The organism is Pseudomonas sp. SC11 (genome assembly GCF_047039205.1).
Classification (GTDB): domain Bacteria; phylum Pseudomonadota; class Gammaproteobacteria; order Pseudomonadales; family Pseudomonadaceae; genus Aquipseudomonas; species Aquipseudomonas boreofloridensis.
In genome coordinates this window covers 724,662-737,066 of record NZ_CP178183.1, presented here as the reverse complement: position 1 = coordinate 737,066, position 12,405 = coordinate 724,662, and the positions used below count along the sequence as shown (strand labels likewise).

The 12,405-nt window shown below is 64.0% G+C and carries 12 protein-coding genes; 10 read left to right on the top strand and 2 right to left on the bottom strand.

Annotated elements, in window-relative coordinates; all coding sequences use genetic code 11:
- Positions 1-19: 19 nt before the first annotated feature.
- From ACK2SD_RS03395 to ACK2SD_RS03365, 7 genes are all read left to right on the top strand, one after another.
- Positions 20-1,414 (top strand): ethanolamine ammonia-lyase subunit EutB, encoded by a 1,395-nt coding sequence (locus ACK2SD_RS03395; protein WP_029611944.1) that lies wholly within the window; start codon positions 20-22, stop codon positions 1,412-1,414.
- Positions 1,415-1,422: 8 nt separating this feature from the next.
- Positions 1,423-2,241: an ethanolamine ammonia-lyase subunit EutC gene (gene eutC, locus ACK2SD_RS03390; RefSeq protein ID WP_412461343.1), complete on the top strand. Its 819-nt coding sequence runs from the start codon at positions 1,423-1,425 to the stop codon at positions 2,239-2,241.
- Positions 2,242-2,347: 106 nt separating this feature from the next.
- A complete protein-coding gene (locus tag ACK2SD_RS03385; RefSeq protein ID WP_029611946.1) occupies positions 2,348-2,806 on the top strand; it encodes a GNAT family N-acetyltransferase in 459 nt (152 codons plus the stop codon).
- A 193-nt stretch (positions 2,807-2,999) separates the two neighbouring features.
- Positions 3,000-3,647 carry a DedA family protein gene (locus ACK2SD_RS03380; protein ID WP_029611947.1) on the top strand — a complete coding sequence of 216 codons (648 nt, stop codon included), beginning with the start codon at positions 3,000-3,002 and terminating at the stop codon, positions 3,645-3,647.
- A 6-nt stretch (positions 3,648-3,653) separates the two neighbouring features.
- Complete coding sequence (locus tag ACK2SD_RS03375; RefSeq protein WP_116889395.1) at positions 3,654-4,469, top strand: zinc-dependent peptidase; 816 nt, start codon at positions 3,654-3,656, stop codon at positions 4,467-4,469.
- Positions 4,470-4,562: 93 nt separating this feature from the next.
- On the top strand, positions 4,563-5,090 hold the full coding sequence (gene ppa, locus ACK2SD_RS03370; RefSeq protein ID WP_029611948.1) for an inorganic diphosphatase: 528 nt from the start codon (positions 4,563-4,565) through the stop codon (positions 5,088-5,090).
- Between the two features lie 187 nt (positions 5,091-5,277).
- Entirely contained in the window at positions 5,278-5,964 is a 687-nt protein-coding gene (locus ACK2SD_RS03365; RefSeq protein ID WP_039580655.1) for an XRE family transcriptional regulator, read from the top strand.
- A gap of 258 nt (positions 5,965-6,222) precedes the next feature.
- On the opposite strand, the gene ACK2SD_RS03360 is transcribed toward ACK2SD_RS03365, so the two are convergent.
- Positions 6,223-7,125 (bottom strand): fimbrial protein, encoded by a 903-nt coding sequence (locus ACK2SD_RS03360; RefSeq protein WP_412461342.1) that lies wholly within the window; start codon positions 7,123-7,125, stop codon positions 6,223-6,225.
- Positions 7,126-7,187: 62 nt separating this feature from the next.
- Entirely contained in the window at positions 7,188-7,514 is a 327-nt protein-coding gene (locus ACK2SD_RS03355; RefSeq protein ID WP_412461341.1) for a YceK/YidQ family lipoprotein, read from the bottom strand.
- Between the two features lie 351 nt (positions 7,515-7,865).
- On the opposite strand from ACK2SD_RS03355, the gene ACK2SD_RS03350 reads away from it, so the two are divergent.
- The 3 genes from ACK2SD_RS03350 (at position 7,866) to ACK2SD_RS03340 (ending at position 12,351) form a co-directional block, all read left to right on the top strand.
- The gene (locus ACK2SD_RS03350; RefSeq protein ID WP_162889569.1) at positions 7,866-8,219 is read left to right on the top strand and encodes a hypothetical protein; all 354 of its coding nucleotides are present in this window, start codon (positions 7,866-7,868) and stop codon (positions 8,217-8,219) included.
- A gap of 112 nt (positions 8,220-8,331) precedes the next feature.
- Positions 8,332-11,145, top strand: coding sequence for an ATP-binding protein (locus ACK2SD_RS03345; protein ID WP_412461340.1), 2,814 nt, complete (start codon positions 8,332-8,334; stop codon positions 11,143-11,145).
- Positions 11,146-11,151: 6 nt separating this feature from the next.
- A complete protein-coding gene (locus ACK2SD_RS03340) occupies positions 11,152-12,351 on the top strand; it encodes an EAL domain-containing protein (protein WP_412461339.1) in 1,200 nt (399 codons plus the stop codon).
- Positions 12,352-12,405: the final 54 nt, after the last annotated feature.

Here is a 12,405-nt window from a genome sequence, read left to right as displayed (position 1 = left end):
GGCGCCCTGGAGGTTCTGTATGGCACGTTTCGTACACACGGTCGGCAATCTGGTCTACCGTTTCGACAGCCTCAAGGAGGTCATGGCCAAGGCCAGCCCGGCGCGCTCCGGCGACTTCCTCGCAGGCGTGGCCGCCGCAAACGACGGTGAGCGGGTCGCCGCGCAGATGGCCCTGGCCGACATCCCCCTCAGCCACTTCCTCAGCGAAGCGCTGATTCCCTACGAGCAGGACGAAATCACCCGGCTGATCGTCGACACCCACGACGCCGAGGCCTTCGCCCCGGTCAGCCACCTCACGGTCGGTGGCCTGCGCGACTGGCTGCTCAGCGAAGCGGCCGACGAGTCCAGCCTGCGGGCGCTGGCCCCGGGCCTGACCCCGGAAATGGCCGCTGCGGTGTCGAAGATCATGCGCGTGCAGGACTTGGTGCTGGTCGCGCAGAAGATCCGTGTGGTCACCGCGTTTCGCGGCACCATGGGCCTACGCGGGCGATTATCGACCCGCCTGCAACCCAACCACCCCACCGACGAACCGGCGGGTATCGCCGCTAGCATTCTCGACGGGCTGCTGTACGGCAACGGCGACGCCATGATCGGCATCAACCCGGCCACCGACAGCATCGCCTCCATCTGTGCCCTGCTGGAAATGCTCGACGCCATCATCCAGCGCTATGACATTCCCACCCAATCCTGCGTGCTGACCCACGTCACCACCTCGATCGAGGCGATCAACCGCGGCGTGCCGCTGGACCTGGTGTTCCAGTCCATCGCCGGCACCGAGGCTGCCAACGCCGGCTTCGGCATCAACCTCAACGTTTTGCAGGAAGGCTACGAGGCCGGGCTGTCGCTGCAACGCGGCACCCTCGGACAGAACCTGATGTACTTCGAAACCGGCCAAGGCAGCGCGCTGTCGGCCAATGCCCACCACGGCGTCGACCAGCAGACCTGCGAGACCCGCGCCTACGCCGTGGCCCGGCATTTCAAGCCATTTCTGGTCAACACCGTGGTCGGCTTCATCGGTCCCGAGTACCTGTACAACGGCAAGCAGATCATCCGTGCGGGGCTGGAGGATCACTTCTGCGGCAAGCTGCTCGGCGTGCCCATGGGCTGCGACATCTGCTACACCAACCACGCCGAAGCCGACCAGGACGACATGGACACCCTGCTCACCCTGCTCGGCGTTGCCGGGATCAACTTCATCATGGGCATCCCCGGCTCCGACGACATCATGCTCAACTACCAGACCACCTCGTTCCACGACGCCCTCTACGCCCGTCAGACCCTGGGCCTGAAACCGGGTCCGGAGTTCGAAGCCTGGCTGGAGCGCACCGGCATCCTGACCCAGGCCGACGGCCGCGTACGCTTCGGCGACAACCTCCCGCCGGCCTTCCGCCAGGCCTTGGCACAGCTCGCATAGGCACGACCATGGACCGACACGTACCCACTCCCGACAACCCCTGGCTGGCCCTGCGCAACCTGACCCCGGCGCGCATCGCCCTGGGCCGCACCGGCACCAGCCTGCCCACCGGCGCGCAACTGGACTTCCAGTTCGCCCACGCCCAGGCCCGCGACGCCGTGCACCTGCCCTTCGACCACGCCGCGCTGCGCGAGCAGTTGCAGGCGCGCGGGCGCGACAGCCTGCTGCTGCACAGCGCGGCCGCCGACCGTCACCAGTACCTGCAACGGCCCGACCTCGGCCGCCGCCTGAGCGACGAGTCGGCGGCCACGCTGCGCGAGCATGCCCAAGCCAACGCCGGCGGGGTCGATCTGGCGATCGTCGTCGCCGACGGCCTCTCGGCCCTGGCCGTACACCGTCACACCCTGCCGCTGCTGAGCCGCTTCGAAGAGCAGGCCAGCGCCGAGGGCTGGACGACGGCGCCGGTGATCCTGGTGCAACAGGGACGGGTGGCGGTGGCTGACGAAGTGGGCGAGCTGCTGGGCGCACGCATGACCGTGATGCTGATCGGCGAGCGCCCCGGCCTGAGCTCGCCCGACAGCCTGGGCCTGTATTTCACCTATGCACCGAAGGTGGGCCTGACCGACGCCTACCGCAACTGCATCTCCAACGTGCGCCTGGAGGGCCTGAGCTACGGCATGGCCGCGCATCGCCTGCTGTACTTGATGCGCGAGGCCTGCCGACGGCAGTTGTCCGGGGTGAACCTCAAGGACGAGGCCGAGGTCCACAGCCTCGACAGCGATCAGCCCGGCGGCAAGACCGGCAACTTCCTGCTCGGCGAGGACTGACCCTGCGTTCCCCCAGGCAGATTGCGTATGCAGACTGCCTTGGGGCAGCATGCCATCACGTGGCGACGTGCATCATCCCGTTCCCAATGGACTCTGAGGCCTGCTCATGCGCATCATCAAGGCAACCCTGGAACACCTCGACCTGCTCACCCCGCTGTTCGTCCAGTACCGCGAGTTCTACGGGCAACTGCCCTATCCCGACACCTCGCGGACCTTTCTGCGCAAGCGCCTCACGCGCGGCGAGTCGGTGATCTATCTGGCCCTGCCGGATGACGACGACAGCCGCCTGCTGGGTTTCTGCCAGCTCTACCCGAGTTTTTCATCGCTGTCGCTCAAGCGCGTGTGGATCGTCAACGACATCTACGTGGCCGAAGACTCGCGGCGCATGCTGGTGGCCGACCACCTGATGCGCGAAGCCAAGAAGATGGCCAAGCAGAGCAACGCCATCCGCCTGCGGGTATCGACCAGCAGCGACAACGAGGTGGCGAAGAAGACCTATGAGTCCATGGGCTTTCGCAAGGACACCGAGTTCGAGAACTACATCCTGCCGATCAGCCAGGACTGAGCCAGACGGGCCGCCGGGCAAACCGTAACCACTCGCTACAAACTCTCCGGGCATCTTCACGACTTCGCCGTATAATGCCCCCCTCGTCATATGTGAAAAATCACTCCCCGTTCGGGGAAGATACCCACGCCAATAATGACTTCGTCCGTCATCGCGCGCCCGTAGAAGCGGGTCAAGACAACAGGTGCTGTACATGGAATTCAACCCGCTGGACCTTATCCTGCATCTCGATGCCTACCTTGACCTGCTGGTGACCAACTACGGTCCCTGGATCTACGCCATTCTGTTCGCGGTGATCTTCTGCGAAACCGGCCTGGTGGTCATGCCCTTCCTGCCGGGCGATTCGCTGCTGTTCATCGCTGGCGCCGTGGCCGCCGGTGGCGGCATGGACCCGGTCCTGCTGGCCGGTCTGCTGATGCTCGCGGCGATCCTCGGCGACAGCACCAACTACGTGATCGGGCGCACGGCGGGCGAGCGGCTGTTCCGCAATCCCAATTCGAAGATCTTCCGCCGCGACTACCTGCAGCGCACCCATGAATTCTACGAACGCCACGGCGGCAAGACCGTCACCCTGGCGCGCTTCCTGCCGATCCTGCGCACTTTCGCACCGTTCGTCGCCGGCATTGCCCACATGCACTATCCGCGTTTCCTGGCCTTCAGTGTGGCCGGCACCCTGCTGTGGGTCGGCGGTCTGGTGACCCTGGGCTACTTCTTCGGCAACGTCCCGTTCATCAAGCAGCACCTGTCACTGATGGTGGTCGCCATCATCATCCTGTCGCTGGTGCCGATGATCCTCGGCGTGCTGCGCAGCCGCCTGGGTCGCACCGCCAAGGCGTCCTGAGCGGTCATGTGGTCGTTGGCCGCCTGGCGGCGCAAGCGCACCCTGGCGCGCTACCCCATCGACCCGGCGCTGTGGCAGGCCGTTCGCGAACGCCTGCCCCTGCTCGACGGCATCAGTGACGAGCAAGACCGCTGGCTGCGCGAGGCCAGCGTGCTGTTCCTGCACGACAAGCACCTCACCACCCTGCCCGGCGTCGAACTGGACGACGAGCAGCGCCTGTTCCTCGCCGCCCAGGCCCAGTTGCCGCTGCTGAATCTGGGCGAGCTGAACTGGTACCAGGGCTTTCACGAGCTGATCCTCTATCCCGACGATTTCAAGAGCCCCCAGCGCCACCGCGATGCCAGTGGCGTCGAGCATGTCTGGGACGCTGAACACAGCGGCGAGGCCTGGCTCCAGGGCCCGGTGATCATGGCCTGGCCAGGCGTGCTGGCCAGCGGCGGCTGGGACGCCTACAACCTGGTGATCCACGAGCTGGCGCACAAGCTCGACATGCTCAACGGCGACGCCAACGGCCTGCCGCCGCTGCACCCGGACATGGACGTCGGCGCCTGGGCGCAGGCCATGCAGCAGGCCTACGACGACCTCAACCGTCAGCTCGATGCCAACCCGGACCTGGAAACCGTCATCGACCCCTACGCGGCGGAAAACCCGGCGGAGTTCTTCGCCGTCACCAGCGAGTATTTCTTCAGCGCTCCCGACCTGCTGCAGCAGAGCTACCCCAAGGTCTACCAGCAACTGGCGCTGTTCTATCGCCAGGACCCGCTGGCGCGCCTGACCCGCCTGCAAGCCGAACATCCGCAGTACCGCGACGCCCCGGCCTGAGCGGCGGCGGCGCAGGCCGACCGTGGCATGCAGGGGCGGAATATGCCTATAATCGCCGCCACTTTTTCTGGTCAATCAGGGGGGCTAAGCCCAATGAGCTACAGCAAGATTCCTGCGGGCAAAGACCTGCCGAACGACATCTACGTCGCCATCGAGATCCCGGCCAACCACGCGCCGATCAAATACGAGATCGACAAGGACAGCGACACCCTGTTCGTCGACCGTTTCATGGCCACCCCGATGTTCTACCCCGCCAACTACGGCTTCATCCCCAACACCCTGGCCGACGACGGTGATCCGCTGGACGTGCTGGTGGTCACCCCGTACCCGGTCGCGCCAGGCTCGGTGATCCGCGCCCGTCCGGTCGGCGTGCTGAACATGACCGACGACGGCGGCGGCGACGCCAAAGTCATCGCCGTGCCGCACGACAAGCTGTCGCAGCTGTACGTGGACGTCAAGGAATACACCGACCTGCCGCCGCTGCTGATCCAGCAGATCGAGCACTTCTTCGCCAACTACAAGGATCTGGAGAAGGGCAAGTGGGTCAAGATCGAAGGCTGGGACGGCGCAGACGCCGCCCGCGCTGCGATCACCAAGTCGGTAGCGGCCTACAAAGGCTGATACCGCATAGGAACGGGGTCGCCATGCGGCCCCGCTTCCAGCTTCTTCTCGGAAAGCGCTGACCTATCACGTCAGAAGCATCCCACAGCACCTTTCAAACGCTTCTTACACAGCCCGCCAAGACCCGCTCCTTCCCCCATCACCGCGTTTATTCCCTCGCCACGCGCCACCCACTAGACTCGCCGCCATGAACAATTCCGGTGATCGTCTCAAGACCCTTCTGCAGGAATGCGGCCTGACCTCGTCCGACTTCGCCGCCCAGCGCCATGTCACGCCCCAGCACGTGAACAACTGGTTCAAGCGCGGCATCCCGCTCGCACGCCTGGACGAGGTGGCCGATCTGTTCTGCGTCAATCGCCGCTGGCTGCGCAGCGGCGAAGGCCCCAAGCACCCCAGCCCGATCCTGCGCCCCTGCCCCACTCAGGTCGAACCCGCACCGCCCGGCCATGGCGGACGGCAGGTCTGCGTCGACTTCCATCGCCTCGTCGACGGCCTGCTGCAGCCGGACCCGGAGCGCCACCTGCTGATCTCGGCGCAAGCGCTGGACACCCTGGGCATCCTCGCCGAACACGTGGTGTGCCTGGACATGCCGGCGGCCAACATGGCGCCGCTGATGCCCATTGGCGCCGCCCTGGCCATCGACCGCAGCCTCACCCGTGTGGTCGATGGCCAGACCTACGCCCTGCTGCACGAGGGCCGGCTCCGTGTGCACAGCCTCAGCCTCGGGCAGAACGACACCCTGTGCCTGCACAGCCACGACCGGCGCAACTACGCCGTGGAGCGCTACACCAGCGCCCAGCGTCACGCCCAGGGCATGCAGGTGCTGGGCTGGGTGTTCTGGTGGTCGTGGTTCAGCCGCCAGCGCCCACTGTAAGCGGCGCGGCAATTTCCGCTGGGCATCCCCGGTGCACCCTTGTATGCTACGCGGCACATTCTGCTCTGGTCGGCCAAGCCGCATTCCAGAGCACCTGACGACGCCCCACACGGCCGCCCGTCATCTTTTTCAGGCCTTCAGGGCCAACCCGTTAAGGCGGTTGCGGCTTATCAAAAATGAGCCAAGCCCGTCCCCGAAAGCCGGCCACAAGCCGGCTTTTTAATGCCCGCCAGTTGGGGCGTCAACGCCCAACACACACTACTGATAGTTGACCGTCAGTGTGTACTGCACCTGAAAGCTCCCCGACACGTCCGCGCCATTGACCACCTGCGGCGAAAACGTCAAACCGATATCGTTTGTGCCCTGTTTCAGCGTCACCGCCCGTGGCGTATTGAAACTGGCAGGGGTCATGGAGGCGCTCCACAGGGCCTGCATGTTGACGCCGGTGAGGCTTGTTTTCGAGACGCCGCTCGCAGCGTTGACGATGGGTTGATTGGCCGTCAACGTCATGGACGCCGGCCTGGCGCCGGTGCAGTTGAGACTGATCGGCGCCGATTTCTGTTGACCTGCCAATCCCGCCGGGGTGGTTGGATCGAATTTCAAGCTGATGCTGCGTGCCGAAGTCAGGCTGCAGGTTTCGCTGCGTACGCGGTAGATGAAGTTGATCTCGTGCAGCCATTCGGCGTAATTGGGATAGCCCGCAGAGGTCACGCCCAACTTGACGATGGCGCGCCCCGATCCACTCTGTGGCGCGCGACCCACGATGTAATAGGTGTATGAAACCGTCGCTCCGACACGCAGCGGCATGCAGGTCTCCCCCAAGCAGTCAGGCCCGTAAGACCCAAGCGGAATTTCAGACATGTACATGTAAGATTTTTTCTGCAGAACCTTGATGGCCCCTGCAGTGACGTTATAGACCGGCGTGATCTCTAGATTCGTCGCCGCATAACGCGGATAAGCCCGCTTGGCCGTGCAGGTGCCAGAAAATGGAATTTCGAATTCTGCACCGGGGCTGACCTCATAACCGTATGTGTTGTAGCCCGTCACCGAACACACCAAACTGCCGGAGATCAGCGCGCTCGCCTGTTCCGATAGACAAGCCAGCAAAAGCGCGGCAATCAAGAGGCGGAGTTTGGAGTTTCTAGCCGTACGCGTATTCATCGTGTTCCATCTACCCTGTCATTCCCAACAGCAGAAACCGCTGGGGCGTGCGTCATCGACCGTCAGATATCCAGACTGCCTTGCGTGCCTTGTAGATAAATCGTGTAGGGCAGCACGACGGTGTCCAGAATCCCAGAGGGTATGAAGTCGAGTAACTGGAGGGGCATCAGAGCCGGCGCCGCAGGGTCGCGCTCGACCAGTTGCGGCGGGCCGTGCAACAGGCACAGGTCATAGGCGATACCGCTGTAAACACGCGCAAGGGATTCACACCGAGTCTGGGCTTTTCTCAACGCACTGCTTGCATGCGCGTCGGAGCTCAACACCGTATTGACGGTGCCGCATCCGCAGAGCGCCCAAGCCATAGCCAAACACAACAAAAGTGCCTTCATTGCCCGCGATACCTGAGTGAAAGAGTCGACACCGACGGCCCCCCTTAAAGGGCGCCGTACGGTACTTGCTTGCCGGACGTCTGCGCTGCGCGATCGAAGGCCACCTCGAATCGACATTCAGCACATCCGGCGTGCCGCTCAGATCAACAGCCCACGGGACGGTTGGCGACGATGCAAAGCGTAGGGAGAGTCGCCAAAGCGGCCAATCAGACCGATCTCAAAAGCCTCCTGGCGGCCAACTCGATTGCCCGCCAGGCCGAGCGCAACCACCGGTCGGAATAATCGATTCAGCCTCAATGAAAATGGGCATTGGCCGATACAGAGATTGCCACCTCGAACCGGAACGCAATCATGAAAGGACCCTATGTTGCAGCGCTGTTGTCACTGGCGCTTTCTACCGCTTGCCAGGCTGCCGTGGAAGCGCCGATGCAAGGCACCATCCGCTTCACCGGTGCCGTCATCGGCAGCCAGTGCACGCTTTCCACCCATGCTGGCGCCGGACTGTCCGAGTCCTGTCCGCTCAATGCCGTGTCGCGCACGCTCAGCGTCCAGCCCCTGCTCGGTGCAGTGACGTCCCCAGTGCGGGTGCGGTCGATGACGCCAGTGCAGACATCCGGTCAAGGTGAACACACCTACGTGCTGGAAGATGCGGCGGGTCACCTGATCACCCAAGGCCGCTACCTGGTGACCCAGACCGTGCTCTGATTCACCGCGCGACAGTCGATGGCGCCGTGGCACTCTCCGGTCCACGGCCCTCACCCGGCGTTTGAGATCCGTCCTATTCAGATGACGACAGGCGATGACTAGGCTGGCGCCGATGAAACTCGCCCATCTCATTCCCACCGCCCACTCCACGCTCTCGACCCCCCAGGCCGCGCGCAAACTCCTGCGCCTGTTCGCCTTCAGCCTGATAGCGGGCGTCTATATCGGTGCCTACGGCTACCTGCGCGTGACCCTGAACCAGGAGATATCCTCGCGCCGCAGCTACATGAACGAGGCCATCTTCCAGGCTCAGGGTTTCTTCGTCAGCCGCCAGACATTACTCAAAGGGCTGGGATTGTCCACGGTCAGGCAACCGACGCTGTCGGCCGCCGAGGCCAACAACGTGCCGGAGGAGGAAATCCATATCATCCTCGGCCAGCGCCACGAGATCTGGAGCCTGTGGCTGACCCGCCGCATGCTCGACTACCTGCGGGCCAATCAGGTGAACCTGATCTACGTGCCGCAGCCTGCGCAGGCGCCGGTGCAACGCTTGTTCACCACCACCGAGCACAGCACCGACCTGCCGCCGCGCGTCCTGGAGCGCGTGCGCTCGGTCAACGACAGTGAGGCGCCGCAGGACGAGTTGTGGCTGACCGATCCAGGCCGCCTGGACTCGCCGCTGTACATCTTCATCCGCATGGACGAACGCAACGTCACCTCCGGCTGGCTGGGTCTGGAGGTCGATGGCCCCAATCTGGTCAAGGCCCTCGAGCACGAGCAGGCGGGCGATTTCAAACTGCTGGACGCCAATGGCCACCTGATCCTCAGCAACACCCCCTTGCCCCCTGGCCAGGACGGGCAGATGCAACGCGTACCGACCAGTGCCAGTTTCGGCTGGGAAGGCGAACACTGGCTGCCGGAGCGGCTGACCATCCGCAAGCACCTGGACTACTCCAACTGGCAGATCGTCTATAGCCTGCAACTGGTTTCGCTGCTTCCCGCCCTGGCCGTGCCCGTGTCGGTGGCGCTGCTCATTTGCCTGCTGGCCACAGTCTGCCTGCTGTGGCTAGTCAGGCAGATCGATCAGCGGATGATCGTCCCGGCCGCCGCGCGCATCGACGCGCTGGTGGAAAGCGAGGCGTTCTGCAGCGCCGTGATCCGTATTGCTCCCGTCGCCCTGTGCGTGCTGCGCCGCAGCGACGGTGCGGTGGTCCTGGAGAACCCGCTGTCGGCCCAATGGCTGGCCATGGGCGATGAGCGTACTCGCCTGTGCCATCGCTGGATCGACCGCGCGTTCAGTGTCGAGGCGCAACGCAGCGCTACCGACGAACTGCAAATGGCCGACGGTCGCCACCTTTACCTGAGCTACGCCCCCACCCGCTACCAGCGCGAAGACGTGTTGATCTGCGCCTTCAGCGACATTACCGAGCGCAAGACCGCCGAAATCGCCTTGCAGCAGGCCAGGACCCTGGCCGACGCGGCCAACGAGGCCAAGACCCTGTTCCTGGCGACCATGAGCCATGAAATCCGTACCCCGTTGTATGGCGTGCTGGCAACGCTCGAACTGCTCGCGCGGACCCAACTCGATGCCCAGCAGCGCGGCTACCTCACCGCCATCGAAGGCTCGTCGGCCACCTTGCTGCAGTTGATCTGCGATGTGCTGGACGTGTCGAAGATCGAAGCCGGCCAACTGGCACTGGAAATGAGCACCTTTTCACCGCTGGAACTCACCCAGGACGTGATCCAGGGCTACACCGGCGCAGCGCAAGGCAAGGGCCTGCAACTGTTCGCCTGCATCGACCCGCAACTGCCCGACCTGGTGCTGGGCGACGTCATCCGCATTCGGCAGATTCTCGGCAACCTGCTGAGCAATGCGGTCAAGTTCACCGAGACCGGACGCATCGTCGTGCGCCTGCAACTGGCGTGTCGCGAGGGGGAACGGGCCATGTTGCAGTGGCAGGTGGTCGATACCGGCAAAGGCATTCCCGCTGCGGACCAACGCCACCTGTTCGAGCCCTTCTTCCAGAGCAGCCCGAACGCCAACCTGGTAGCGGGCACTGGCCTGGGCCTGTCCATCTGCAAGCGCCTGGTGCACTTGATGAACGGCGCGCTGCGGGTGTTCAGCGAGCCTGGCCTGGGCAGCAGTTTCGCCTTCAGCCTGCCGCTCGAGCAGGTGAGCACCCAGAACGACCTTCATTGGGCGAGCCCGTTGCCGAACGAGCGTATCTATGTGCAGTCGCCCGTGCATGAACTGGCCGAACACACGGCCGGGTGGCTGCGCCGGTGGGGCGCGCGTGCGCAGTTGATCGGCCAGGACGCGGGGCAACTGGATGTCGACGCCCTCTTGATCGAACTCTGTCCCGGGCAGGCCGACAGCGCGCTGAGGACTGACTGGCCTGGCCAGCGCATCCTGGTTTCCCAGGACGGGCACGGCATCGTACCGATCGCCGAGCGCACCCTGCACATCGGGCTGAACAACCTGCACCTGCTCAACCGCGCGGTGCGCCAGGCATTGGGCGTGGAACTGCAAGGCGAACCGGTGATACACGCCCAGCTCGAGGCGAGCAAACTGAACCTGCACCTGCTGGTGGCCGAGGATAACGTCATCAACCAATTGATCCTGCGCGATCAGCTCGAAGAACTCGGCTGCACGGTGGTACTCGCCTGCGATGGCGTCGAAGCCTTGGCGCTGTGGCAGGACGCCGATTTCGACCTGGTGCTGACGGACGTCAACATGCCGCGGATGAACGGCTACCAACTCACCGAGCGACTGCGCCAGCAAGGCTGCGGCGTACCGATCGTCGGCGCGACCGCCAACGCCATGCTCGACGAAGCCGAGCGCTGCCTGGGTGCCGGCATGGACCACTTTCTGATCAAACCCTTCACGCTGCACGCTCTGTACCAGTGCCTGCAGCCTTATCAGAGATAGCCTGCAGTGAATGTCTACCGCGTGCTCATTGTCGAGGACCATCCCTTCCAGCATCAGTACCTGACCACGGTGTTCCAGGCCGCAGGCGGCTTCGAGGTCGAATTGGTCTGGGACGGCGCAACCGCCTTGCAGCGCCTGTCCCGCAGCCACTACGACCTGCTGTTGAGCGATTTGATGATGCCGCAAATGGACGGCGTGCAATTGATCCAGCAACTGGCCCAGTTGCACCGACCGCCAGCGCTGGCGCTGATGACCGCCGCATCACGCCGCATGCTGCTGGGCTCGGGACAGGTCGCCAAGAACCTGGGGCTGAAGGTGGCGGGCCTGATCTCCAAGCCGGTGCGCGAGGCAGAGGTGATCAACCTGCGCGAACGCCTCGACGACCTCACCGAACAGGCCCGCACCTTCAGTCGCAGACCCCGTGGCTGTCGGGCACGCAGCACCCTGATCAAAGCCTTGGAAAATGGCGAAATACAGGCCTGGTACCAGCCCAAGAAGTCACTGCGCGATGGCCGGATCGTCGGTGCAGAAGCCCTGGCCCGCTGGGTACATCCGGCCGAAGGGCTGCTGATGCCGGGGGCGTTCCTGGACGAGATCGAAAACGTCGAGTTGGAGATCGAGTTGCTCACCAGCATCCTCGGACAGACCCTGGGCGCACAGGCGCAGTGGGCGCGGATGGGCCATTCGCTGCCGGTCTCGATCAACCTGCCGACCCATCTGCTCGATCAGCCCGACCTGGTGGATCAGTTGCTGGCGCAGGTCCGCGTCAATCAGGCCGATCCCAGGCAGATCACCTTCGAGCTGACCGAAAGCTCCACCACGCAGTTGTCCAGCAACTACTACGCTGGAGCGTGTCGGCTGCGGCTGATGGGCTTCGGCCTGGCCCAGGACGATTTCGGCAAGGGCTACAGCTCGTACTTCAACCTGGTGTCCACGCCCTTCACGGAACTCAAGATCGATCGCTCCCTGGTGCTGGGCTGTGGCGAAAACGACGGATTGGCATCGGCCTTGCTCAGCATTACCGAACTGGGTCGCAAACTGGGCTTGACCACCGTGGCCGAGGGCGCCGAAACCCAAGCCGAGCTTGCGGTACTGCGCCGTGTTCAATGCGACCAAGTGCAAGGCTTCATCATTTCACCGGCTGTACCACGCAACGACCTAGCCGCCCTGCTACGAGAGGATGGCCCTCGGCCAGCACTTCTGTAGACTGATGAAGTCAAACGTTTCAGCAAAAGGAAATGCAGCCCTTTTAGGGGTAGT

Bases quoted from the DNA above. Each gene is read 5' to 3' on its own strand.
- ACK2SD_RS03375 (WP_116889395.1), top strand. From the start codon at position 3,654: ATGTGGTCGTTGGCCGCCTGGCGGCGCAAGCGCACCCTGGCGCGCTAC.
- eutC (WP_412461343.1), top strand. From the start codon at position 1,423: ATGGACCGACACGTACCCACTCCCGACAACCCCTGGCTGGCCCTGCGC.
- ACK2SD_RS03380 (WP_029611947.1), top strand. From the start codon at position 3,000: ATGGAATTCAACCCGCTGGACCTTATCCTGCATCTCGATGCCTACCTT.
- ACK2SD_RS03345 (WP_412461340.1), top strand. From the start codon at position 8,332: ATGAAACTCGCCCATCTCATTCCCACCGCCCACTCCACGCTCTCGACC.
- ACK2SD_RS03385 (WP_029611946.1), top strand. From the start codon at position 2,348: ATGCGCATCATCAAGGCAACCCTGGAACACCTCGACCTGCTCACCCCG.
- ACK2SD_RS03350 (WP_162889569.1), top strand. From the start codon at position 7,866: ATGAAAGGACCCTATGTTGCAGCGCTGTTGTCACTGGCGCTTTCTACC.
- ppa (WP_029611948.1), top strand. From the start codon at position 4,563: ATGAGCTACAGCAAGATTCCTGCGGGCAAAGACCTGCCGAACGACATC.
- ACK2SD_RS03360 (WP_412461342.1), bottom strand. From the start codon at position 7,125: ATGAATACGCGTACGGCTAGAAACTCCAAACTCCGCCTCTTGATTGCC.
- ACK2SD_RS03355 (WP_412461341.1), bottom strand. From the start codon at position 7,514: ATGAAGGCACTTTTGTTGTGTTTGGCTATGGCTTGGGCGCTCTGCGGA.
- ACK2SD_RS03395 (WP_029611944.1), top strand. From the start codon at position 20: ATGGCACGTTTCGTACACACGGTCGGCAATCTGGTCTACCGTTTCGAC.
- ACK2SD_RS03365 (WP_039580655.1), top strand. From the start codon at position 5,278: ATGAACAATTCCGGTGATCGTCTCAAGACCCTTCTGCAGGAATGCGGC.